This window comes from Anaeromyxobacter dehalogenans 2CP-1 (genome assembly GCF_000022145.1).
In the GTDB taxonomy this organism is placed as follows: domain Bacteria; phylum Myxococcota; class Myxococcia; order Myxococcales; family Anaeromyxobacteraceae; genus Anaeromyxobacter; species Anaeromyxobacter dehalogenans.
Window position 1 is genome coordinate 3,054,789 of record NC_011891.1, and the last position, 22,712, is coordinate 3,077,500.

The 22,712-nt window shown below is 75.8% G+C and carries 17 protein-coding genes and 2 rRNA genes (1 of these 19 only partly in view); 16 read left to right on the forward strand and 3 right to left on the reverse strand.

Annotation, left to right across the window (positions count from 1 at the left end):
* Positions 1 to 164 precede the first annotated feature (164 nt).
* The 16 genes from A2CP1_RS13945 to A2CP1_RS14020 all read left to right on the forward strand — a co-directional run bounded on the left by A2CP1_RS13945 (position 165) and on the right by A2CP1_RS14020 (position 20,388).
* Complete coding sequence (locus A2CP1_RS13945; protein ID WP_012633867.1) at positions 165 to 1,637, forward strand: CheR family methyltransferase; 1,473 nt, start codon at positions 165 to 167, stop codon at positions 1,635 to 1,637.
* A complete protein-coding gene (locus tag A2CP1_RS13950; protein WP_012633868.1) occupies positions 1,624 to 2,262 on the forward strand; it encodes a chemotaxis protein CheW in 639 nt (212 codons plus the stop codon). Before A2CP1_RS13945 ends, A2CP1_RS13950 begins: the two co-directional genes overlap by 14 nt.
* Positions 2,262 to 3,905 (forward strand): methyl-accepting chemotaxis protein, encoded by a 1,644-nt coding sequence (locus A2CP1_RS13955; RefSeq protein WP_012633869.1) that lies wholly within the window; start codon positions 2,262 to 2,264, stop codon positions 3,903 to 3,905. The genes A2CP1_RS13950 and A2CP1_RS13955 overlap by 1 nt, the downstream gene beginning before the upstream one ends.
* A gap of 13 nt (positions 3,906 to 3,918) precedes the next feature.
* Positions 3,919 to 6,036: a hybrid sensor histidine kinase/response regulator gene (locus A2CP1_RS13960; protein ID WP_012633870.1), complete on the forward strand. Its 2,118-nt coding sequence runs from the start codon at positions 3,919 to 3,921 to the stop codon at positions 6,034 to 6,036.
* A 2-nt stretch (positions 6,037 to 6,038) separates the two neighbouring features.
* Complete coding sequence (cheB, locus tag A2CP1_RS13965; RefSeq protein ID WP_012633871.1) at positions 6,039 to 7,067, forward strand: chemotaxis-specific protein-glutamate methyltransferase CheB; 1,029 nt, start codon at positions 6,039 to 6,041, stop codon at positions 7,065 to 7,067.
* 65 nt (positions 7,068 to 7,132) lie between these two features.
* Entirely contained in the window at positions 7,133 to 8,428 is a 1,296-nt protein-coding gene (locus tag A2CP1_RS13970) for a GAF domain-containing sensor histidine kinase (RefSeq protein WP_012633872.1), read from the forward strand.
* A 114-nt stretch (positions 8,429 to 8,542) separates the two neighbouring features.
* Positions 8,543 to 9,172 (forward strand): TetR/AcrR family transcriptional regulator, encoded by a 630-nt coding sequence (locus A2CP1_RS13975; RefSeq protein ID WP_012633873.1) that lies wholly within the window; start codon positions 8,543 to 8,545, stop codon positions 9,170 to 9,172.
* A 1-nt stretch (position 9,173) separates the two neighbouring features.
* The gene (locus A2CP1_RS13980; RefSeq protein WP_012633874.1) at positions 9,174 to 10,145 is read left to right on the forward strand and encodes an HlyD family secretion protein; all 972 of its coding nucleotides are present in this window, start codon (positions 9,174 to 9,176) and stop codon (positions 10,143 to 10,145) included.
* A 3-nt stretch (positions 10,146 to 10,148) separates the two neighbouring features.
* The gene (locus A2CP1_RS13985) at positions 10,149 to 11,285 is read left to right on the forward strand and encodes an ABC transporter permease (RefSeq protein WP_012633875.1); all 1,137 of its coding nucleotides are present in this window, start codon (positions 10,149 to 10,151) and stop codon (positions 11,283 to 11,285) included.
* Positions 11,282 to 12,499: an ABC transporter permease gene (locus tag A2CP1_RS13990; RefSeq protein WP_012633876.1), complete on the forward strand. Its 1,218-nt coding sequence runs from the start codon at positions 11,282 to 11,284 to the stop codon at positions 12,497 to 12,499. Before A2CP1_RS13985 ends, A2CP1_RS13990 begins: the two co-directional genes overlap by 4 nt.
* A complete protein-coding gene (locus tag A2CP1_RS13995; protein WP_012633877.1) occupies positions 12,496 to 13,929 on the forward strand; it encodes a TolC family protein in 1,434 nt (477 codons plus the stop codon). The genes A2CP1_RS13990 and A2CP1_RS13995 overlap by 4 nt, the downstream gene beginning before the upstream one ends.
* Positions 13,930 to 14,051: 122 nt before the next feature.
* Positions 14,052 to 14,720, forward strand: a complete 669-nt coding sequence (locus tag A2CP1_RS14000; RefSeq protein WP_012633878.1) for a TetR/AcrR family transcriptional regulator — start codon at positions 14,052 to 14,054, stop codon at positions 14,718 to 14,720.
* Positions 14,721 to 14,748: 28 nt separating this feature from the next.
* Positions 14,749 to 15,867, forward strand: coding sequence for an efflux RND transporter periplasmic adaptor subunit (locus A2CP1_RS14005; RefSeq protein WP_012633879.1), 1,119 nt, complete (start codon positions 14,749 to 14,751; stop codon positions 15,865 to 15,867).
* Positions 15,864 to 19,001: an efflux RND transporter permease subunit gene (locus A2CP1_RS14010; protein ID WP_012633880.1), complete on the forward strand. Its 3,138-nt coding sequence runs from the start codon at positions 15,864 to 15,866 to the stop codon at positions 18,999 to 19,001. The genes A2CP1_RS14005 and A2CP1_RS14010 overlap by 4 nt, the downstream gene beginning before the upstream one ends.
* A 223-nt stretch (positions 19,002 to 19,224) precedes the next feature.
* Positions 19,225 to 19,650: an NUDIX domain-containing protein gene (locus A2CP1_RS14015; RefSeq protein WP_012633881.1), complete on the forward strand. Its 426-nt coding sequence runs from the start codon at positions 19,225 to 19,227 to the stop codon at positions 19,648 to 19,650.
* A 63-nt stretch (positions 19,651 to 19,713) separates the two neighbouring features.
* Positions 19,714 to 20,388, forward strand: coding sequence for a UdgX family uracil-DNA binding protein (locus A2CP1_RS14020; protein ID WP_012633882.1), 675 nt, complete (start codon positions 19,714 to 19,716; stop codon positions 20,386 to 20,388).
* Between the two features lie 10 nt (positions 20,389 to 20,398).
* Here the strand turns inward: A2CP1_RS14020 and mtnP are convergent, their stop codons facing one another.
* From mtnP to A2CP1_RS14035, 3 genes are all read right to left on the reverse strand, one after another.
* Positions 20,399 to 21,280, reverse strand: a complete 882-nt coding sequence (mtnP, locus tag A2CP1_RS14025) for an S-methyl-5'-thioadenosine phosphorylase (RefSeq protein ID WP_012526696.1) — start codon at positions 21,278 to 21,280, stop codon at positions 20,399 to 20,401.
* A 167-nt stretch (positions 21,281 to 21,447) separates the two neighbouring features.
* Positions 21,448 to 21,564: ribosomal RNA gene (gene rrf / locus A2CP1_RS14030) — 5S ribosomal RNA — on the reverse strand.
* Positions 21,565 to 21,725: 161 nt separating this feature from the next.
* Positions 21,726 to 22,712 (reverse strand): 23S ribosomal RNA (locus tag A2CP1_RS14035) (it continues 1,993 nt past the right edge of the window).

Sequence of the window (22,712 nt, forward strand, 5' to 3'; positions counted from 1 at the left end):
GCACCCGCGAGGCAAGCGCGACGGGTGCTCACCGGTGGGGCTGCGCGGAGCAGGCGCAGCGCCGCCGCGCGCGCGCGGCCCGCCGCGGCCCGGGCTCGGATAGACTGCGCTCCCATGTCCGATCCGGAACGCCCGCCCGGCGCCGCGGCCCCGGGCCGCCGGTCATGACGACGGGTTCCCCCCCGGGCGCGTGGTCGCATCCCGCCTTCGCCGACGTCGCGGCGGAGGTGGCGCGCCACGCCGGGCTCCGCATCCCCGCGCACCGCCGCCCCGAGGTGGAGCAGGCCGCGCGCCGCGCGATGCGTGCGGCGGGGCTCACCGATCCGCGCGCCTACGCCGAGCGGCTGCGCGACGGGCGGCTCGCGGTGGCCGACCTCGTGACCGCCGTGACCGTGGGCGAGACGTACTTCTTCCGGGATCCGGCGCAGCTCGCGCTGGTCCGCGACCGCGTCGTGCCCGCGCTCGCGGCGAGCCGCCCGGCGGGGCACGCGCTCCGGGCCTGGAGCGCTGCGTGCGCGACGGGCGAGGAGGCGTACACGCTCGCGTTCACGCTGGAGCAGGCCGGCGTGGGCGAGCGGTCGCGCGTGCTCGGCACCGACATCTCGCGCCCGGCGCTGGCCCGCGCCCGCGCCGGCGCGTACGGCGAGTGGTCGCTCCGCGGCCCCGAGCGCGCCACCGCGGCGCGCCTGCTGCTGCGGGAGGGCGAGCGCTGGATGGTCCCCCCGCGGATCCGCGCCCGGGTGCGCTTCGAGTACCTGAACCTCGCCGACGACACCTACCCGTCGCCGCGGACCGGCACCGCGGGCGTGGACCTGGTCCTGTGTCGCAACGCGCTCATGTACCTAGAGCGCGAGGTGGTGGCCGCGGTGGCGCGCCGCCTCCACGCCGCGCTCGCCCCCGGCGGCTGGCTGCTCACCGGGCTGGCGGATCCGCCGCTCGGCGGGCTCGCGCCGTTCGAGCCGATCTCCACCGCGGCCGGCGTCGTCTACCACCGCCCCCCGCACGGCGCGCCCGCCGCGCAGCGCGACCGGCCCGCGCGCCGTCCGGTCGGGCCAGGGACCGCGGCGCGCCCGGCCGCCGCGCCGCCTCCGCCTCCGCCGCCGCCGGCGCCGGTCCTCCCCGCGCCCGCCGCCCCGCCACCGGACACGGCCGGCGCGCTCGATGCGCTCCGGCGCGGCGACTGGCAGGCCGTCGTGGACCGGGCCGGCGCGCTCCTCGCCACGCCGGAGGGAGCCGCCACCCTGGTCCGCGCCGCGGCGAACGCCGGAGATCCGGCGCGGGCGGAGGCGCTGGCCGCACGCGCCGTGGAGGCGCACCCGCTCGCCCCCGAGCTGCACCTCCTCCACGCCGCGATCCTCGCCGAGCTGGGCCGGGTCGAGGTCGCGCTGGAGGCGGTCCGCAGGTGCCTGTACCTCGACCCGGGCCTGGCGGTGGCGCACGCGCAGCTCGCCGGGCTGCTCGCCCGTGCCGGCGACGCGGTCGGCGCCCGCCGGTCCTGGCGCAACGTCCGGCGCATCTGCGCCGCCCTGCCCCCGGATGCCCCCCTGCCGCTGGGCGACGGGCGGTGCGCGGGCCCCCTTTCCGAGGTAGCATCGGCGCAGCTCGAGCTGCTCGGCGGAGGCGATGACCGAGGGTGAACGAAGGCGCGCCGGCGCGCCGATCGACTGGAAGGCACTGGAGGACCGGCTGGCCCGCGCCGCGTCGGCGCTGGGCGCCGGCGCGCGCCCGTCCGGCGACGCCGCCCGCGCCGCGCTCCAGGCCCGGGCGCGCGCGCTCGCCGCGCCCCCGCCCGCCCCGCGCCCGGCCGGCGCCCGCCCGGTGCTGGCGTTCCGGCTGGGCGGCGAGCGCTACGCGCTCGAGACCGAGGTGGTCCGCGAGGTGGCGCGGCCGCCGCGGCTGGCGAGGCTGCCCGGGGCGCCCGCGTTCGTGGCCGGCCTCGCGAACCTGCGCGGTGAGCTGGTCGACGTGATCGACGTCCGGGAGTACCTGGGTGCGCCGCCCGTCCCCGCCGACGAGCGCACTCGCCTCGTCGTCCTCGGGGCGGAGCGCGCCGAGCTGGCGCTCCTCGCCGACGAGGTGGACGGGCTCGACGAGCTGGTCCCGGCCGACCTGCTCCCCGCCCCCGCCGCCCCGCGCCGCGCCCGGCCCGAGTACGTCCGCGGCGTCACCGCCGCCGGCCTGGCGCTGCTCGACGGCCCGGCCCTGCTCCGTGACCCACGGCTCGTCGTGGACGCCCCTTCCCTCCCGACCGAGGTGACCTGATGCAGACGCAGATCCGCCGGAGCCGATCGCTCGGCTTCCGCCTCGGGGGCTCCGCCCTCGCGCTGTTCGCCGCGGCCGCGGTGCTCATCGGCCTGAACCTGTGGATGCTCGCCGGCTTGCACGGCGAGGAGGAGTGGACCGCCAAGCTCGTCGAGGGCGCGGTGCTGCGGTACCAGGCGCTCGATCTCTCGGAGCGGCTGTTCGACGCGCCGGCCGAGCGCGCCCGCACCCGCGAGGCGCTGGTGCACACCATGACCGCGCTGGACGAGCGCTACCGCGTGCTGCTCCAGGGCGATCCCGAGGCAGGCACCGAGCCCATCCGCGACCCGCGGGTGGTGGCCTCGCTCCGGGCGCGAGAGGGGACGTGGACGAACGAGCTCCGGCCCCTGCTCGCCCGCGTCATGGCCGCGCCCGGCCGCGCCGAGGCGCAGGCCGACCTCGACCGGTTCCGGGAGATCCACGAGCGCTACCTGACCCAGCTGCAGGGCGACTCGGCGGTGGCCGCGCAGGTGACCGCCGGCCGCGTGCGCCAGTTCCTGGTGGTGCAGGTGCTGTTCGCGATCCTGGTGATCGCCGTCCTCGCGGCGGTGCTGACGGTCACGCGCGACACCACGCGCCGCATCGGCCGGCTCGCCGCCGCAGCCGACCGGCTCGCCACGGGCGACCTCGAGGCCCGCGCCGCGGTGCCCGGCCAGGACGAGGTCGCCGCGCTCGGGCGCTCGTTCGACGCCATGACCGAGAAGGTCCGCAGCGGCCTCACCAAGGAGCAGTCGATGCGGCGCCAGGTGGAGGAACTCCTCGCGGCGGTGCGGGACACCGCCACGCGGCTCGCCACCGGCACGAACCAGATCGTCACCTCCACCAACCAGCAGGCCACCGGGGCGCAGGAGCAGGCGGGCGCGGTCACCGAGACGGTCGCGGTGGTCGAGGAGCTGGCACAGATGTCGTCGCAGGCGGCGCAGCGCGCGCAGGCGGCGGCCGAGACGGCGCGGCGCTCCGACGAGATCGGGCAGGACGGCCGCCGCGCGGTGGAGCGCGCGGTCGGCTCGATGACCGCGGCGAAGGAGCAGGCCGACTCGGTGGCCGAGAGCATCGTCCGGCTGGCCGAGCAGACGCAGGCGGTGGGCGACATCGTCAACCTGGTGAACGAGATCTCCGACCAGACCAACCTGCTCGCGCTCAACGCGGCCATCGAGGCGTCGCGCGCCGGCGAGCAGGGCAAGGGCTTCTCGGTGGTCGCGGCCGAGGTGAAGTCGCTCTCGGAGCAGGCCAAGAAGGCCACCGTGGAGGTGCGGCGCATCCTGGGCGAGATCCAGAAGATGGCGAGCCGCTCGGTGGTCTCGACCGAGCAGTACTCGAAGGGGATGGCCCAGGCGACCGAAGCGGCCCGCAGCGCCGGCGAGACCATCCACTCGCTCGCCGGCGCCATCGCCGAGCTGGCCGAGACCTCGAGCCACATGTCCGCCACCGCCACGCAGCAGGCCCAGGGGCTCGGGCAGATCAACCAGGCCATGCGCGACGTGAAGCAGACCACCGACCAGACCGTCCAGGCCATCCGCCAGACCGAGCAGGCGGTCCAGGACCTCTCCACGCTCGCGGTGCGGCTCACGCAGCTGCTCTCCGAGCCGGACCGGGCCGCCTAGCGCCGCGCCCGCCATGGACGCCGATCGCCTCCAGGCGCTGCTGCGGGCCACGTTCCTCGGCGAGCTCGAGGACCACGTGCGCAGCCTGACCGCCGACCTGCTCGCGCTCGAGCGGGCGCCCGGGCCGGACCGCGCCGAGCTGCTCCAGCGCATCTTCCGCACCGTCCACAGCGTGAAGGGGTCGTCGCGCGCGGCCAGCGTGGAGGCGGTGGAGGCGCAGGCGGCGCGCATGGAGCGGACGCTGGCGGCGGCGCGCGACCGGCCGCCGGAGGAGGCGCGGCCCCTGGTGGACGAGCTCCTCGACGCGGTGGACGCCATCGAGGAGGCCGGCCGCCGGCTGCGTGGCCCCGGCGAGCGCGAGGGCGCGCCCCTCTCGGCGGTGGTGCGGCCCGCCGAGCCGCCCGGCGCCGGCGCCGGCTCGGTGCGGCTGGACGCGGCCCGCCTCGACCGGCTGCAGGCGCTCGAGGCAGAGCTGCGGGCGGCCCGCCACGCGGGCGAGGGCGCGCGCGCGCCGCTGGAGGCGTTGCAGGCGGAGGTCCGCCGCTGGCGGGCGGAGTGGGCCGAGGACGAGCGGGTGCTCCGCGACGCGCTCGGCCGCGCCTCGGCGCCGCCCGCCGCCCAGGCCGCCCCGGGCCGGCAGGCGGCGCGCCTGGCGCGGCTGGAGTCGGAGCTGGAGCGCCTCGCCGCGGCGGGCGCCTCGGCCCGGCGCCGCGTGGCGCAGGCCGTCGAGCCGCTCGCCGAGGAGCTCCGCGCGCTGCGCATGGTGCCGTTCGCCGAGGCCTGCGCCGGGCTGGAGCGGGCCGCGCGGGACGTGGCCCGCGGCGCCGGCAAGGAGGTGGACGTCTCGATCGCCGGCGGTGAGGTCTCGCTCGACCGGGCGGTCGCGGACGCGCTCCGGGCGCCGCTCCTGCACCTGGTGCGGAACGCGGTGGACCACGGGCTGGAGTCCCCCTCGGCGCGCGCCGCCGCCGGGAAGCCCGCGCGCGGACGGATCGGCGTGACGGCGGTGCTGCGCGGGGGCGAGGTGGAGATCGCGGTCGAGGACGACGGCGCCGGCCTCGATCTCGACGCCATCCGGCGCCGGGCCGAGCGCGGCGGGCTGCCCGAGGCGGCGGACGCGCGGGCGCTGGCGCGCCGCGTCTTCCTGCCCGGGTTCACCACCGCGCCGCGTGTCACCGAGGTGTCGGGCCAGGGGGTCGGCCTGGACGCGGTCCGCGCCGCGGTCGAGGCGCTGCAGGGCGCGGTGGACGTGGAGACGCGGCCCGGGCACGGGACCCGCTTCGTGCTGGTGGTGCCGCTCACGCTGCTGGCGCTGCGCGCGCTGGTCGTCTCCTGCGGCGGCGAGTCGGTGGCCATCCCGGCGAGCCAGCTCCGGCGGCTGCTGCAGGTCCACCCGGACGGCCTGCGGCCGCTGGGCGGGCGGGACACCGTGACCGTGGACTGCGAGCCGGTGCCGGCCGTCGCGCTCGCCGAGGTGCTGGGCCTGCCGGCCGCGGCGCCGGCGGGCGGACGCGCGCCGCTGCAGCTCGCCGTGGTCGCCGCGGGCGGACGCGCGGTGGCCCTGGCGGTGGACGCGCTCGTCGCCGAGCAGGAGCTCCGCGTGCGCGGGCTCGGCGCCCGCGTCCGCGCCCTGCCCCACCTCGCCGGCGCGGCGCTGCTCCCCGACGGCGGCGTGGCGCTCGTGCTGAACGTGCCGGCGGTGGTGGCCTCGGCGCTGGGCCGGCCCACCGCCTCGCTCGCGCCCGCCGCGGCCGCGCCGCGGCGAAGGCCGCGCATCCTGCTGGTGGACGACTCGCCCACCACCCGCGCGCTGGAGCGCTCGATCCTCGAGACCGCGGGCTACCGGGTCGCGACCGCCGCCGACGGGGCGGAGGCCTGGGCCATCCTGGAGCGCGAGGGCGCGGACGCGCTGGTGGCCGACGTGGAGATGCCGCGGCTCGACGGCTTCGCGCTCACCGAGGCGGTGCGCGCCTCGAGGGCCCTGGCCGCCCTGCCGGTGGTGCTGGTGACCGCGCGCGAGGCCGAGGCGGACCGCGCGCGCGGCCTCGCCGCCGGCGCCAGCGCGTACCTGGTGAAGAGCGCGTTCGACCAGCGGAGCCTGCTCGACACGCTGGAACACCTGCTGGGGTGACCATGATCCGCGTGCTCGTGGTCGAGGACATGCCCACCGCCCGCCAGCTGCTGGTGGGCATCCTCTCGGCCGATCCGGAGCTCGAGGTGGTGGGCCAGGCGTCCGACGGCGCCGAGGCGCTGGCGCTGGTGCGCGCGCTACGGCCCGACGCCATCACCATGGACGTGATGATGATGCCGATGGACGGCATCCAGGCCACCGCGCAGATCATGGCCGAGCGGCCCACGCCCATCGTCATCGTCACCTCGCTCGACGTGAACGAGGTGACGCTGTCGATGAAGGCGCTGGCCGCCGGCGCGCTCGCCGCGCTGCCCAAGCCGCGCGGCCCGGGCTCCCCCGGCTTCGCCGAGGACGCCCGCCGGCTCGTCACCACGGTGAAGGCCATGAGCCGCGTGGCGCTGCTGCGCCGCCCCGAGTCCGCGCGCCGCGCCGCGCCGCCCCCGGCCGCCCCGCCCGACGTCCCTCGCGGCCGCGTGGTGGCGGTGGCCGCCTCGACCGGCGGGCCGGCCGCGCTGCAGCGCATCCTGGCCCGGCTCCCCGCCGCCTTCCCCGCGCCGGTGCTGGTGGTGCAGCACATCGCGCTCGGCTTCGCGGAGGGCTTCGCGCGCTGGCTCGCCTCCGCCGGTCCGCTCCCGGCGCGCGTCGCCCGCGACGGCACGCTCCTCGAGCCGGGCGTGGTGCACGTCGCGCCCGACGACCGCCACCTGGGCGTCACCGCCGACGGCGCGCGCGCGACCGTCACCGACGAGGCGCCGGTGGGCGGCTTCCGCCCCTCCGGCACCCCGCTGTTCCGCTCGGTGGCGGCGGCGTACGGCGCCGGCGCCGTCGGCGTCATCCTGTCGGGCATGGGCCGGGACGGCGTGGACGGGCTCGCCGACCTCCGGCGTGCCGGCGGGCGGGTCGTGGCACAGGACGCCGCCTCCTGCGCGGTGGACGGCATGCCCGGCGCGGCGCAGGCGGCGGGGCTCGCGGACGCGGTCCTGGCGCCGGATGCCATTGCCGATCGGCTGGCGCTCTGGATCCGCCGCTGAGGGGCGCCCGCTGGCCTCCCGGGCAGGTTGTGTTCGTCCCACATGCGGCCTAGAGTCGCCTCCGAATGGACGCCACCCAGCCCCTTTCGGGTGCGCCCGACGCCGCAGCCCAGGCCGCGGCCGACCTGGACGCGCGCGCGCAGCTCGAGGAGACGCAGCGCCGCATCGCGTTCCTGTACGAGGTCACCGGCGCGCTGTTCGAGGACGCGCGCGGGCACCGCGCCACGCTGGGCAAGCTCGCGCGGCTGGTGGTGCCGCACCTCGCCGACTGGTGCCTGGTCCACCTGGTCCGCGACGATCAGGCCGAGCGCGTCGCCGCCGAGCACTGGAACCCGGATCTCGCGCCGCTCTCGAGCACCCTGCCCCGCACCGTCCCGCTCGCCGGCCCGGCGGCGCAGGGGCTCGCCGCGGTGGTGGCGAGCGGGCGCGCCGAGCTGGTGCCCGATCCCCCGCCGACCCATCCCGCCGAGCCGGCCGACCTGGCCGCGCTGCGCCGGCTCCGCGCACGGTCCTGGATGATCGTCCCGCTGCGGGTGCGCGGCCGGACGCGCGCGGTGATGACGCTCGCGTTCGCCGAGTCCACCCGGCGCTACACCGGCCACGACCTGGCGCTGGCCGAGGACCTCGCGGCGCGGGCCGCCATGGCGCTCGAGAACGCGCTGCTGTTCGAGGAGGTCGAGCGCGCGGTGCGGGCGCGGGAGGACACGCTCTCGATCGTCTCGCACGACCTCAAGAACCCGATGTCCGCGCTGCTGCTGGGCATCCAGCGGCTGGCGCGCCTGGTGGACGAGCCGCGCCGCCCGCAGGGCGACGCGCTCCTGGCGAAGCTGGAGCGCACCGTCCGCGGCATGAACCGGCTCATCGAGGGGCTGCTGGACCTCGCCCGCATCGAGGCCGGGCGGCTGCAGCTCGATCGCCGGCCCGAGCCGCCCGCGGCGGTGGTGGCCCGGGCCACCGAGCCGCTCGAGGCGCTGGCCGCGGAGCGCCGCCAGCGCATCGCGGTGCGCCTCGCGCCGGACCTGCCGGTGCCGGCCTGGGATCCGGACCGCATGGCGCAGGTGATCGCGAACCTGGTCGGGAACGCGCTGAAGTTCGGACCGGACGGCGAGGAGGTCGTGATCACCGCCGAGCGCCACGGCGGCGGCGTGCGCTTCGGGGTGGTGGACCGCGGCCCCGGCATCGCGCCGGAGATCCGCGAGCACCTGTTCGACCGCTACTGGCAGCCGGCGGCCGACCAGAAGCGCGGCCACGGCCTGGGGCTGTTCATCGTGCGCGGCATCGTCGAGGCGCACGGCGGGCAGGCGTGGGTCGAGAGCGAGCCGGGCCGCGGCGCCGCGTTCTACTTCGTGATCCCCACCTAGCCTCTCACTGGCGCGGCGTCGCTCCGCCGCACCCACCCACCCCGCTTGATCCGGCGCCGGCGGCGCGCTAGAAGAGCGCGATGCGGAAGTAACTAACCGGTTATATACTTCGCCATGGCACCCTCCCCTCCCCGCAAGCGCGACGCGCAGGCCACCCGGGCCGGGCTGCTCGAGACCGCCGGCCGCGCGTTCGCGGAGCACGGCTACGACGGCGCGCGCATCGACGACATCGCGGCGCGCGCCGGCGTGAACAAGCGGATGATCTACGCCTACTTCGGCGACAAGGACGGCCTGTACCGCGCCGTGCTCGACGCCCACCTGACGCGCGCGCTCGCGGCCGCCGAGCCCCCGGCCGCAGGGGCGCGCGCGGCACCGCGCGAGGAGGTGGAGACGCTGGTGCGCCGCTTCTTCGGGTTCCTCTCCGAGCACGAGGACTTCGTGCGGCTGATGGGCTGGGAGGCGCTCTCGCGCGCCCGCCGCGGCCGCAAGCTCCTCGCCGACCGGATCGCCGCGAACCTCGACCCCATCCACGCGGTGCTGCGGCGCGGCGTGGCCCAGGGCGCGTTCCGCGCCGACCTGGACCCGCGCACGCTCACCATGAGCGTCAACGCCCTGATGCTCGGCTACTTCCTGCAGCGCCCGTTCCTGGAGGCGCTGTGGTCCACCGACCTGCGCGCCGCCCGCGCGCGCGAGGCCGTGCTGCGCGACTTCGTGCGCCTCCTCCTCGACGGTATCGGAGCCTGAGATGACCCGCCGCCTCCTCCCCTTGCTCCTCGCGCACGCCGCGCTCCTCGCCGCCTGCGGCGATCGCGCGCCTGCGCCCATCACCGGCCTGGTGGACGCGACCGAGATCGACGTCGCCTCCAAGATCCCCGGCCGCGTGAAGGCGCTGGCGGTGCGCGAGGGCGACCCGGTGAAGGAGGGCCAGGAGCTCGTCACCATCGAGAGCCAGGAGGTCGCCGCGAAGATCGACCAGGTGAAGGCGGCCGTGGACGCGGCCCGCGCCCGGCTGCAGATCGCCGAGCGGGGCGCGCGCGCCGAGGAGCGGCAGCAGGCGCGCCGCGCGCTCGACACGGCCCGCAGCCAGCTGGAGGTCGCCACCAAGGCGCACGAGCGCGCCACCGCCCTGCTCGCCACCGGGACGATCACCCAGGCCGCGTTCGACGAGGCCGACTTCAAGTTCAAGGCCGCCCGGGACCAGCTCGCGGTCGCGCAGGCGCGGAACGACCTGGTGATCAAGGGCGCCCGCGCCGAGGAGGTCGAGGCGCTGCGCGCGCTGGTCCGACAGGGCCAGGGGAGCCTGGCCGAGGTGGAGAGCTACGGCCGCGAGACGGTCCAGACCGCGCCCATCGGCGGCGAGGTGGCGAAGATCCTGGTCCACCGCGGCGAGCTCGCCGCCACCGGCTATCCCATCCTCACGCTGGTGGACCGGACCGACGCCTGGGCGGTGTTCCCGGTGCGCGAGGACCTGCTGGGCGCGGTGAAGGTCGGGACCGAGCTGGACGTCGAGGTGCCGGCGCTGCGCCGGCGCCTGCCCATGACGGTGTTCTCGGTGGCCCCGCTGGGCGACTTCGCCACCTGGCGCGCCACCGGCGAGAAGGGCAGCTTCGACCTGCGCACGTTCGAGGTGAAGGCCCGGCCGCGCCAGCCCGATCCCGAGCTTCGCCCGGGCATGACGGCGCGCTTCGCGCCGGTGCTGCCCGCGGCCGCGAGGTGAGCCGTGGGGTTCCGCGCCGCCTTCCTCGCCCACCTGCGAGGGCTCGCCGCGAGCCCGCGCTACCGCCTGATGCTGGCGGTGTTCCTGGGCGCGAGCTGGCTCACCATCGCCACCTACCAGCAGCGCGTGATGCGCGAGCTGCCCATCGCCGTCCTCGACCTGGACGGGACGGGGCCATCGCGCACCGTGGGCCGGTACCTGGACGCAACCCCCGAGCTCCGGGTGCTCACCGATCCGCCTCCGACGCTCGCGGCGGCGCAGGAGGCGCTCGACCGCGGGACGCTGGCCGGCGTGGTCCTGGTGCCCGACGGCCTCTCGGCGGACCTGAAGCGCGGGCGCCGCGCCGAGGTCCTCGTCGCCGTGGACATGAGCAACGTGCTGGTCGGGCGCACCGCCTCGCGCACCATCGCGAAGGTGCTCGCCACCGTGTCCGCGGGCGTCGAGCTGGGCGTGCTCCAGAAGCTCGGCACCCCGCCCTCGGCCGCGCTCGCGAAGGCCGCCCCGGTGGTGGTCACCGAGGCGCTCGCGCGCAACCCGGGCGCCAGCTTCGCGGTGTACCTCGCCCCGGCCTTCGCGCTGTTCTTCGTGCACCTCGTGACGCTGTTCCTGGCCTGGTCGGTGATCTGGCCGGCCGATCCGGCGCGCCGCCCGGCCGAGGCCCTGGGCCGGTGGGCCGCGGTGCTGGCGGTGGCGCTCGCCCTGGCGGTCCTCTCCACGTACGGCCTGCTGCGCATCGACGGGATCCACCCCGCCAGCCCGCCCCCGGTGGTCGCGCTCTCCCTGCTCGCGTTCGTGGGGGCGGAGCTCCTGTTCGCCGCGGCCGTCGCGGCGCTCCTCGGCGGCGGGCCGTTCGCGTTCCAGTCGACCCTGCTGCTCGGGATGCTGTCGCTCATGTTCTCCGGGCTCACCTGGCCCTGGGACGTCATCCCCGGGCCCATCCGCGCGATCGCGAGCGCGCTCCCGTTCACCCCGTTCGGCCGCGCGCTCCGGATCTTCCTGCACGAGCCCGTCGCGCTGCGGGACCTGGCCGGCCCGCTCGGCTGGCTCGCTGCCCAGGCCGCGGGCTTCGTGGCGGTGATCGCGGCGTCGCGTGGGGCCCGGGCGCTGGCGGCCCGGGCGCGCGCGCGGGGGGCCGCATGACCGCCGGTGCCTGGCTGGAGGTGCTGCGCGCGAGCGTGCGCGAGGAGCGCGGGAGGATCTTCCGCGAGCGATCCATCCTGCTCGTGCTGATCGCGATCCCGCTGCTCTACCCGGTGATCGTCGCGTACCTGTACCACGCCGAGGACTCGCGCGACCGGCCGGCGCTGCTGCTCGACCTGGACGGCTCGGCGCTCTCGCGCCGCCTCACCCTCGAGCTGGAGGCCACCCCCGAGCTCCGCATCGACCGCCGCGTCGCGTCGCTGGACGAGGGCGTGGCCGCGCTGCGGCGGGACCAGGCCGAGCTCCTGCTGGTCGTCCCGGACGACTTCTCGCGCCGCCTGAAGCGAGGTGAGCAGGCCCAGCTCGCGGTGTGGGCTGGCGGTGCCAACCTGTACACGTGGGCCATCGCGTACCCGGCCGCCGTCACGGTCGCGGGCGCCACCGGCGCGCGCGTGCGCACCGCAGCGTTCCTCGCGAAGGGGGTGCCGCCGGACGTGGCCCGCGCCCGCGCGGCGCCCATCGCCACCGGCGACCGTCTCCTCTACCACCCCACCGGCTCCTACGGCCGGTACCTCGCCGCCGGCATCTTCCTGGTGGTCCTGCAGCAGCTCGTGGTGGTCTCGCTCGCGTTCAGCGCGGGCGCGCGCCTCGAGGCCGGGCTGCCGGCCGCCGGCCGCGAGCCGTTCCCGCTGGCGCGGCTGCTGGGCATGGCCGCCGCGCACGCGCCGTTCTGGCTGGCGGGCGTCGCGTTCGTGGGCCTCCTGCTCATGCCCGCCATGGGCTGGGCCGGCCCGAGCGTCCTCGCCACCGCCGCGCTGCTGCTGGCGTTCGCGGTGGCGATGGTCCCGGTGGCGATCGGGCTCGCCAGCCTGGCGCGCGACCGGATGGGCACGTTCCAGCTCCTGATGTTCTTCTCGGTGCCGCTCTTCCTCGCGTCCGGCTTCACCTGGCCCCCCGGCCAGCTCCCGCGCGCGGTCGAGGTCGCCACCGCCCTGTTCCCGGCCACCCCCGCGCTGCGGGCCCTGCGGGTGCTGGTCATGAAGACCGGCGACCTCGGCGCGGTCGCCCCGCAGCTCGCCTGGCTCGGGGCGCTGCTCGTCCTCCACTCCGCGCTGGCGGCGCTCGTGGTCCGCCGGGCCGCCGTGGCGCGCCGCCTGGCCGCGCTCCGGCGCGGGGCCGAGCCGCCCTCCCCTGCCTCGAGGAGCACCCCATGATCCCTTCCGCCCTGCTCGCCCTCGCGCTCGCCGCGGCCGCGGAGGCCGGCGCCCCCGGCGCGGCCGACCCCGGCACCGCACCGCCGGTGCTCACCCTCGACGCCGCGTTCCGTCGCGCCCGCGAGGCCAGCCTCGAGCTGCGCATCGCCGACGAGCGGCTCGCCCAGGCGCGCACCCTCGCGCGCAAGGCGTGGAGCCACTACCTGCCCCAGGTGACCGCGGGCGCCTCGTACGCCTGGAACTCCGAGGACGTGGTGCTGGACCTGCCCACCAGCTTCGCGATCCGCGACCTGGGCAGGCCGACCAGCGCGCCGCGCGCGGCGCTCCCCCCGTACGATCCCGGCCGCCCGTTCTCGCCCGGCAACCTGCCGGGCGAGGCGACCACGCTCGCGCTCATCCCGACCTCGATGGAGGAGCTGGAGCTGCAGCGGAAGACGCAGTACGGGGCGCAGGCCGAGGTGAAGCAGGCGCTCCTCGCGCCGCGGCTCTGGCCTGCCATCCGCAACGCCTACCTTGCCGAGGACGTCGCGAGCGCGCAGGTCGCCGACACGCGCCAGAAGCTGCTCTTCGGCGTGGCACAGCTCTACTACGGCGCGGCCACCCTCCGCGAAGCGGTCGCGGTGCAGGAGCGGACGCTCGAGACCTGGCGGCAGCACGAGACGGACGCCGAGCACCTCGCCGCACAGGGCGCCGCGCCGCGCCTGGCGCTGCTGAAGGCGCGCACCGATCGCGCGCGCGCCGAGCAGGACCTGATCCGGGCGCACAACGCGTACGCGGCGGCCCGGCTCGCCCTCGCCACGCTGCTGGATCGCGACGCGGACTTCGAGGTGGAGCGACCGCCGGAGCCCCCGCCGCCGTCGGCCGACGCCCAGGCGCAGGAGGAGCGCGCCGCCCGCCGGCCGGACGTGGAGGCCGCCCGCGCGCGGCTGGCGCTGGCCCAGGGGCAGCGCCGCGAGGCGGTCGCCGCGTACCTCCCCACGCTGGGCGTGAGCGGGACCTGGCGCTGGGCCAGCATCACCGGCTTCACCGGCGAGCACGCCGGCTGGACCGTCCTGCTCGGCCTCCAGTGGACCCTGTTCGACGGCGGCCGGCGCGAGGCCGACCTCGCCGAGGCGGGCCACCGCGCGGCCGAGGCCGACGCGGCCCTCGCGCTCGCCTCGAACAAGGCGCGCGACGAGGTCCGGCGCGCCCGGCTGGACCTCGACAGCGCGTCGGCCGCCGCGCGCAAGGCCGAGGAGCAGGCGTCGCTGGCACGCGAGGCGCTGGAGCAGGCCCAGCGGGCCCACGCCGCCGGCGCCGCCACCTACCTCGAGGTCGCGGACGCCACCAGCGCCGCGTCCTCCGCCGAGCTCGGCCTGGTCGCGGCCACGCTCGACGCCCGGCTGGCGCGGCTCGCCCTGGCGCGCGCGGCCGGCACGTTCGATCCATGACGCCGCCGCGGGCCCCCGCGGACGGCGGCGCCGCCGGTCCGCCCGGGTTGGCCCGCAATTCCTGACCCGTCGGTCAGCTTCGGTTGCGCCGGCGCGCGCGGCGCGGTACGAGGGACGTCGCCATGGCCCGACGCCCCGCCCCCGGCGCCCACGAGGCGCTGCTCGAGGCCGCCCGCGAGGAGATCTGCCGCCACGGGCTCGCGCGCGCCCGCGTCGAGGACATCGCGCGCCGCGCCGGCATCTCCAAGGGCGCCTTCTACCTGCACTTCCGCACCAAGGACGCCGCGTTCGCCGAGATCGTGCAGCGGCTGTACGGCGCGCTGGAGGAGCAGACCCGGCGCCGCGAGGAGGCCGAGCGCCGCTTCGACCGGGCGCACGGGGACGAGGACGGCCCGGCGCTCCTGCGCGCCCAGCTCGAGTTCGAGGTGGCGGTCGACCTGGAGTCGCTCGAGCTGCTCTGGCGAAACCGCCACGTGATCCGCGCGCTGGAGGCCGCGGGCCCGGGGTGGACCCGTGGCCTGGCCGACTTCCGGCGCCGTCTGCAGCGCGCGCTGCGCGATCGCATCGCCGCGAAGCAGGCCGCCGGCCGGCTCCGCCGCGACATCGATCCGGCCGCCGTGGCCGACCTGCTCGTGGGCACCTACGAGGGCTTCGTGCGGCGGACGGCCGAGCTGCGCCAGAAGCCGGACCTCGCCGGGTGGGCGCGCTCGTTCCTGACGATCTTCTACGAGGGCATGGCCGGGCCCGCCGCGCGCGCCGCCTCCGCCCGCGCCCGCCGCACCGCAACCTGACCCACCGGTCAGCCCCGGAGACCCGACGATGCCGCCGCTCCGCCCCGCCCTGCTCCTCGCGATCGCCGCGACCGCCTGCGGCCGCCGCGGCGCCGACCGGCCCCCGCCGCCTCCCGCGCCGGCGACCGCCCCCGCGCCCGCCGCGGGGCCGGCGGCCGCCGCCGCCCACCTCGCCGCCCCGGAGCGCATCCGCTTCGCGCCGCGCGTCACCGCCACCGGGACGCTGAAGGCGCGCCAGGCCTCGGCGCTGGCGGTCAGCGTGGCCGGCACGCTGGAGCGCGTCGCGGTGCGCCGCGGCCAGGAGGTGCGCGAGGGAGCGCTCCTGGCGGCGCTCGACCCCGGCGCCGCCGCGGCGGCGGTCCGGCAGGCCGAGGCGGCGGTGGCGGCCGCCCGGGCGCAGCTCGCGCTGGCGGAGGACGCGCTCGCGCGCACCGAGCGGCTCCGCCGCGAGGAGGGCGCGTCGGAGGCGCAGGCCACGCAGGCGCGCGCGCAGCGCGACCTCGTCGCCGCGCACCTCGCCGCGGCCCAGGCGCAGGCGGAGCAGGCGCGGGTCCACCTGTCGCACCACCGGCTGGTCGCGCCGTTCCCCGGGGTCGTCACCCGCGTGCCGGACGGCGTGGGCATCGCCGTCTCGCCCGGCGTCCCGCTCGTCACGCTCGTCACCACGCGCGAGCTGGTGCTCGAGACCTCCCTCACGCAGTCCGAGGCCGCCGAGCTGCGCCCGGGCGCCCGTGCGACGGTGTCGGTCCCCGGCACCGGCGCGCGCGCCGCGGACGCGGTGGTGACGGTGGTGGTCCCCGCGGTGGACCCCGCCACGAACCGCGTGCCGGTGGAGATCGCCGTCGCCAACGCCGGCGGCCGCTTCCTCGCGAACGCCTACGCGCGGGCCGAGCTGCCCCGCGGGGCGGAGCGCGAGGCGTGGCGCGTGCCTGCCGCGGCGCTGGTGCAGCGCGCCGGTGGTCACGCCGTGTGGGTGGCCGGCGGGGACGGCCGGGCGCGGACGCTGCCGGTGCGCCTGCTCGCCGAGGACGGCGAGACGGCGGTGGTGCTGCCGGAGGGCGGCGCCTGGCCGGAGGGGCTGCGCGTGGTCACCGACCCGCCGGTCGGCCTCGCCGAGGGCACGGCAGTGGCGCAGGTGCGTGGATGACGCTCTCCGACGTCGCCATCCGCAGGCCCGTCTTCACCGCCATGATGTCGGTGACGCTGGTGGTGCTCGGGCTGCTCGGCCTGCGCCGGCTCGGCACCGATCTCTACCCCGACGTCAGCATGCCGTTCGTCACCGTCACCACCACGTACCCCGGCGCGAGCCCGAGCGACGTGGAGGAGACCGTCACCCGGCCGATCGAGGACGCCGTCTCCTCCATCGCCGGGATCGACAAGGTGTTCTCGTCCTCGCGCGAGGACGTGTCGCTGGTGTTCATCGAGTTCGAGCTGTCGGTGCCGCTGGGCGAGGCGGTCCAGAACGTCCGGGACAAGGTGGGCGTCGCGCAGGGGGAGCTTCCGCTCGGCGCCCGGGCGCCGGTGATCGCGCAGTACGACGTCGCGGCGCAGCCAGTGCTCGTGTTCTCGGCGGCGTCCGGGCAGGACGCCATCGCGCTCCGCGAGAAGCTCGACGACCAGGTGCGCCCGCGCCTCGAGCAGCTCGAGGGCGTCGCGGCGGTGCGCATCGTGGGCGGCGCCGAGCCGGAGGTCTCGGTGGACCTGTCCCGCGACCGGCTCCGCGCCATCGGGCTGGATCCGGAGGCGGTGTTCCGGCGCGTGCAGGGCGAGCACCTCGACCTGCCCGGCGGGAAGTTCCCGGCCGGCGACGGCGAGGTCGGCATCCGCGTGCGCGGCGAGTTCCAGGACGTGGACGCGCTCCGCCACATGCCGGTGGCCGCCGCGCAGGACGGCTCGCTGATGCGGCTCGGCGACGTGGCCCTGGTGCGCAAGGGCGCCAAGGAGCCGAAGACGCTGGTCCGGACGGACGGGGTGGACGCGGTCGCGGTCGAGGTCGTGAAGCAGGCCGGCGCGAACTCCGCCGCGGTCGCGAACGAGGTGAAGCGGCTCCTGCCCGAGCTGCAGGCCGAGCTCGGGTTCCGGGCGCAGGTCCTGGTGGACCAGTCGGAGATCATCGAGGCCAACGCGCACGAGGTGTGGGTCGCCATCTTCTTCGGCGGCGCCATGGCCGTCCTCATCATCCTCCTCTTCCTGCTCGACGTGCGCGGCACGATCATCTCCGCGCTGGCGCTGCCGACGTCGGTGGTGGGCACGCTGTTCGTGATGTACTGGATGGGCTTCTCGCTGAACCAGCTCACCCTGCTCGGCCTCTCGCTCGCGATCGGCCTGCTCATCGACGACGCGGTGGTGGTCCGCGAGAGCATCACCCGGCGCCTCGAGGCGGGCGACCCGCCGGCGGTGGCCGCCAGCCGCGGCACGCAGGAGATCGCGCTGGCCGTGATGGCGACGACCTTCACCCTGGTGGCGGTGTTCGTGCCCGTCGCGTTCATGCAGGGCATCACCGGCCAGTTCTTCCGGCAGTTCGGGCTCACCATCACGGTGGCCGTGCTGATCTCGCTGTTCGTCGCGTTCACGCTCGACCCGATGCTCTCGGCGCGGTTCGTCCGCGCCCACGTCCCGGGCCAGGCGCGGCGCGAGCACGCGCTGGCGCGGCGGATCCGCGCCGGGTTCGACGCGAGCGATCGCGTGTACGCGCGCACGCTGGACTGGGTGCTCCGGCACCGCGGCCTCACCTTCGCGGCGGCCGCGCTGCTCTTCCTTGCGAGCCTGGCGGTGGCCCCGCTGCTCGGGTCCGAGTTCGCGCCCAAGGAGGACCGCAACCAGCTCATCGTCAACCTGGAGTACCCGCCGGGCACCAGCCTCGCCACCGCCTCGCGGCGCAGCGCCACGCTGGAGGCCCGCGTCCGCGCGCTGCCCGGGGTGACCGCGGTCTACGCGACCATCGGCTACCAGGAGGACCCGCGGCAGGTCCGCTGGCGGGTCAACCTGGTGGACAAGAACGCCCGCCGCGAAGGCGTGGAGAGCTACAAGGACTGGATCCGCGGCGTGCTCGCGGCCGACGAACGGCTCGCGACGCGGGCCGTCTCGGACCCGCCCATGCTCGAGGGCATCGGCGACTTCCCGCCGGTGCTCATGCACGTGACCGGCCGCGACTTCACCCGGCTCCGCGAGGAGGCGGAGCGGCTGGTCGAGGCGATGCGGGCGGTCCCGGCGCTCACCGACATCCAGCTCAAGGACTCGCCGGGGAAGCCCGAGCTGCAGGTCGAGGTGGACCGGGAGGAGGCGGCGCGGCTGGGCGTCCCGGCCGGCGCGGTCGCGCTGCAGGTACGCCTCGCCACCCAGGGCGAGGTGGCGGGCAAGCTGCGCGAGGGGCGCCGCGAGTCGGAGATCCGCGTGCGGCTGACCGGGGACGACCGGGGGTCGCGCGACGCGCTCGACGGGATGTGGATCTCGACGCCCCGCGGGCCGGTGGCGCTCGCGCAGCTCGCGCGGCTGGAGCGCTCGACCAGCCCGGCGGTCATCGAGCACCAGCGGCGCGAGCGGAGCATCTCGGTGTGGGCGCAGATCGCGCCCGGCCACGACCTGGGCGGCGCGGTGCAGGCGCTCCGCGCCCGGGTCGGCGCGCGCCCGCTGCCGGCCGGCTACGGATACATCTGGGACGGCATGCAGAAGGAGCAGGCCGAGTCGCAGGCGAACATGGGCATGGCACTGCTCATCGCGGTGGTGTTCATCTTCATCGTGCTGGCGAGCCAGTTCGAGTCGTTCATCCACCCGTTCACCATCATGCTCTCGCTGCCGCTCGCGATCGTGGGCGCGGTGCTGGGGCTGGGGCTCGCCGGCCAGACGGTGAACATGGGCTCGCTGATCGGGATCATCCTGCTCATGGGGCTCGTCACCAAGAACGCCATCCTGCTGGTGGACGGAGCGCTCCAGCACCTGCGCGAGGGTGACGACCCGGAGACCGCGGTGCGCCGGTCCGGCCCGCGCCGGCTGCGCCCCATCCTCATGACCAGCGGCGCGATGATCCTCGGCATGCTCCCCACCGCCCTCGGCAAGGGCATGGGCAGCGAGTTCCGGGCGCCCATGGCCATCGCGGTCATCGGCGGCGTGATCACCTCCACCATGCTGACGCTGTGGGTGGTGCCGGTGGTCTTCGTCTGGGTGGAGAAGGTCCGCCGCCGCGGCCGGCGCGGGCCGCGCGCCATCGCCGCCGCTGACGCCGACGCCAGCGCGCCGGCGCCGGAGGCCGCCGTCCGCGATCGGGCCGCCGGCGGGGTCTGAGGCCGAGACCGCTCGATCCGGGTCGCTGCTGCGGCGCACGCTGCCTGCCTGCGCCGGGCGGACTCGTCCCTGCGCTGCTCGACGTGCCTACGGGCACGCCTGCGCTGCTCGGTCCTCGTGTGCCCGGCTCGGCGACGCCATCGTGTGCCTCGCGACGCGACCAGTTCGACCGCGCTCGGCTCTAGCTCCCGCGTGCGGGCGCCCGGTGGCATACTGCGCGGCCATGTCCGAGCGCCGCGCCTTCTCGACCTCCGTCTTCTGCCGCCACGGCGGCGCCGTGCTGCTCATCCGTCACCGGCGCCTCGGCACCTGGGTGCCGGTGGGCGGCGAGCTCGAGCCGGGCGAGACGCCGCTCGAGGGGGCGGTGCGCGAGCTGCGCGAGGAGACCGGCCTCACCGGGCGGTTCCCGGCGGGGCTCGGGGTGGACGGATCGCCTCCGGGCTTCATCGGGTACGAGGAGCACCCGGCCGGATCGAAGGGCCTGCACCTGAACTTCGCGTTCGTGGCCGACGTGGCGGGCCGCGACCTCGCCGCCTGCGACGAGTGGGACGCGGCGCGCTGGGTGACGCGGGGCGAGCTCGCGGCGCTGGAGTGCCCGGCGAACGTCCGCCAGCTCGCGGCCCTGGCGCTCGACGCGCCCGGCGCCTAGCGAGCGTCGTCCTCGCCGACGCGCTCGCGGGCGCGGCCGCCGCCGCCGCCGCAGGTTGTCCGCATGCCACGGCGCGCTCCCCCCGGCGGCACCGCCGCCCCGCTCGTGCCCGCGCGGGCCACGCTGCCGGCGCTCCGGCGCGCCGCCGCGGGCTGCACCGCCTGTCCGCTGTGGGAGCGCGGGACCCAGACCGTGTTCGGCGCCGGTCGGACTCGCGCGACCGTGATGCTGGTGGGCGAGCAGCCCGGCAACGACGAGGATCGCGCCGGCGAGCCGTTCGTCGGCCCCGCGGGACGGCTGCTAGATCGTGCGCTGGCGGCGGCGGGGCTGGACCGGCGCGACGCCTACGTGACCAACGCGGTGAAGCACTTCAAGTGGGAGCCTCGCGGCAAGCGGCGCATCCACCAGAAGCCGAACGCGGCGGAGGTGCGGGCCTGCCTCCCCTGGCTGGAGGCGGAGATCGCGGCGGTGCGGCCACGGGCGTTGGTGTGCCTGGGGGCGACCGCGGCGCAGGCGCTGCTCGGGCGCGGCTTCCGGCTGACCGAGCGGCGCGGGCAGCCGGTGCCCTCGCCGCTGGCGGAGGTCGTGATCGCGACGCTGCACCCGTCGGCCGTGCTGCGCGCGCCGGACGACGCGGCCCGCCGCGAGGCGCTCGCGGGCCTGGTGGCGGATCTGGCGCGGGTCGCGGAGCTGCTGCGCCGGCCCCGTTCGCCGGAGCCCCCCGCCACCGGCGCCTGACCGGCCCGGCTCAGCCGGCCAGGTACTTCTCCAGGATGGGGCGGAGCTTCTCGCGGGTGGCCGGCGCGATCCGGCTGCGATCCGACCAGATCGCGAGCGCCAGCGCCGACTGGCACGCGCACGGCTTCTCGAGCGCGGCGACGTGCGGGATCGCCCGCCGGATCAGCTCGATCGCGTTCTGCGTGGCGGACTTCACGTTCGCCAGGATCTCCTCGATGAGCTTCGCCTGGTCCACCGAGGCCGGGTGCGGCTTCCAGCAGTCGTAGTCGGTCGGGAGCGCCACGAGCGCGTAGCAGAGCTCGGCCTCGCGGGCGAGCTTCGCCTCCGGCATCACCGTCATCCCGATGAGCGACGCGCCCCAGCTCCGGTGCAGCTCGCTCTCGGCCCGAGTCGAGAACTGCGGGCCCTCCATGCAGACGTAGGTCCCGCCCTGGTGCACGCGCGCCGGGAACCCGGTGCCCGCCTTCACGAGGACGTTGCGGAGGGTGGTGCAGAACGGCGCCGCGAACTCCACGTGGACCGCGAGGTCGTCGAAGAAGGTGCCGGCGCGGCGGAAGGTCTTGTCGATGACCTGGTCCGGGATCACCAGGTTGCGCGGCGCGACCTCCTCGCGGAGGCTGCCGACGGCGCCGCTCGCGAGCACGTGCGTGACGCCCAGCGACTTCAGCGCCCAGATGTTGGCGCGGTACGGGACCTGCGACGGGTTGAGCATGTGCCCCTCCCCGTGCCGCGGGAGGAGCGCCACCGGCACCCCGCCCACCTCGGTCAGCGTGATCGGCGCGGAGGGCCTGCCGAAGGGCGTGTCCAGCGCGCGGACCTCGCCGCCGCCGAGGGCACCCAGCGCCTCGCCCAGCCCCGTCCCCCCGATCACCCCGACCATCGCGCGCGCCATCGTTCCCTCCGTCGCCGCGGGCTGCGGCGAAAGGGCGAGTATACCCGGCCGGCCCACCGCGCCGGGCGTCGTTCAGCCCGCCGGACCGCGCCGGCGGTCGCCGCGCCGGGCCGGGCGCGCCAAAAGAAAAAGCCCGCCAGAGCGGATGCTCTGGCGGGCACGAAAAGATGCGGCAGCGACCTACTCTCCCACACCGCTTCCGGTGCAGTACCATCGGCTCTGGTGGGCTTAACTACCGTGTTCGGGATGGGAACGGGTGTGACCCCACCGATATAGCCACCGCAAACCTTTGAAAGAACGTGAGACCACGAGGTCTCTCGACAACCGCTACGAAGGGAAAAGAAGAGCACCGCACCGCGGGGCCGCAGAGGGCCGCACATCCACTGAGTACTTCGAAGGAATTCGATCTCGACCTCGAGCAGGTCGCCTACGACCTGAGAAAAGGGAGACCAAGCCGCACGCCCTATTAGTACCGGTCAGCTGAGCGCCTCACAGCGCGTACACCTCCGGCCTATCGACCTCGTCGTCTTCGAGGGGGCTTCAGGGGCTTGCGCCCGGGAGAAGTCGTCTTGAGGTTGGCTTCCCGCTTAGATGCTTTCAGCGGTTATCCGTTCCGCACATAGCTACCCAGCGATGCCTCTGGCGAGACAACTGGTACACCAGCGGTGCGTCCATCCCGGTCCTCTCGTACTAAGGACAGATCCTCTCACTTCTCCTACGCCCACGGCAGATAGGGACCAAACTGTCTCACGACGTTTTGAACCCAGCTCGCGTACCGCTTTAATTGGCGAACAGCCAAACCCTTGGGACCTGCTCCAGCCCCAGGATGCGATGAGCCGACATCGAGGTGCCAAACCGCGTCGTCGATGTGAACTCTTGGACGCGATAAGCCTGTTATCCCCAGAGTACCTTTTATCCGTTGAGCGATGGCCCTTCCATACAGAACCACCGGATCACTATGACCTGCTTTCGCACCTGCTCGACCTGTCGGTCTCGCAGTCAAGCTCCCTTATGCCATTGCACTCGACGCCTGGTTTCCAATCAGGCTGAGGGAACCATAGCGCGCCTCCGTTACCTTTTGGGAGGCGACCGCCCCAGTCAAACTACCCACCAGCCATTGTCCCCAACCCCGATGAGGGGTCCAGGTTAGACACCAGAAATCGACAGGGTGGTATTTCACCGTTGCCTCCCCCCGAGCTAGCGCCCAGGGTTCATAGGCTCCCACCTATCCTACACAATCAATTCCTAGTGTCAGTGGCAAGTTGTAGTAAAGGTTCATGGGGTCTTTCCGTCTTGCCGCGGGTAAACTGCATCGGCACAGCTATTTCAATTTCGCTGAGTCCCTGGTCGAGACAGCGCGGAAGTCGTTACGCCTTTCGTGCAGGTCGGAACTTACCCGACAAGGAATTTCGCTACCTTAGGACCGTTATAG

Coding starts and splice junctions, on each gene's coding strand:
- A2CP1_RS13990 (WP_012633876.1), top strand. CDS start 11,282: ATGACCGCCGGTGCCTGGCTGGAGGTGCTGCGCGCGAGCGTGCGCGAG.
- A2CP1_RS14000 (WP_012633878.1), top strand. CDS start 14,052: ATGGCCCGACGCCCCGCCCCCGGCGCCCACGAGGCGCTGCTCGAGGCC.
- A2CP1_RS13955 (WP_012633869.1), top strand. CDS start 2,262: ATGCAGACGCAGATCCGCCGGAGCCGATCGCTCGGCTTCCGCCTCGGG.
- A2CP1_RS14015 (WP_012633881.1), top strand. CDS start 19,225: ATGTCCGAGCGCCGCGCCTTCTCGACCTCCGTCTTCTGCCGCCACGGC.
- A2CP1_RS14010 (WP_012633880.1), top strand. CDS start 15,864: ATGACGCTCTCCGACGTCGCCATCCGCAGGCCCGTCTTCACCGCCATG.
- A2CP1_RS13995 (WP_012633877.1), top strand. CDS start 12,496: ATGATCCCTTCCGCCCTGCTCGCCCTCGCGCTCGCCGCGGCCGCGGAG.
- A2CP1_RS13970 (WP_012633872.1), top strand. CDS start 7,133: ATGGACGCCACCCAGCCCCTTTCGGGTGCGCCCGACGCCGCAGCCCAG.
- A2CP1_RS13950 (WP_012633868.1), top strand. CDS start 1,624: ATGACCGAGGGTGAACGAAGGCGCGCCGGCGCGCCGATCGACTGGAAG.
- A2CP1_RS14020 (WP_012633882.1), top strand. CDS start 19,714: ATGCCACGGCGCGCTCCCCCCGGCGGCACCGCCGCCCCGCTCGTGCCC.
- A2CP1_RS14005 (WP_012633879.1), top strand. CDS start 14,749: ATGCCGCCGCTCCGCCCCGCCCTGCTCCTCGCGATCGCCGCGACCGCC.
- A2CP1_RS13945 (WP_012633867.1), top strand. CDS start 165: ATGACGACGGGTTCCCCCCCGGGCGCGTGGTCGCATCCCGCCTTCGCC.
- A2CP1_RS13975 (WP_012633873.1), top strand. CDS start 8,543: ATGGCACCCTCCCCTCCCCGCAAGCGCGACGCGCAGGCCACCCGGGCC.
- cheB (WP_012633871.1), top strand. CDS start 6,039: ATGATCCGCGTGCTCGTGGTCGAGGACATGCCCACCGCCCGCCAGCTG.
- mtnP (WP_012526696.1), bottom strand. CDS start 21,280: ATGGCGCGCGCGATGGTCGGGGTGATCGGGGGGACGGGGCTGGGCGAG.
- A2CP1_RS13960 (WP_012633870.1), top strand. CDS start 3,919: ATGGACGCCGATCGCCTCCAGGCGCTGCTGCGGGCCACGTTCCTCGGC.
- A2CP1_RS13980 (WP_012633874.1), top strand. CDS start 9,174: ATGACCCGCCGCCTCCTCCCCTTGCTCCTCGCGCACGCCGCGCTCCTC.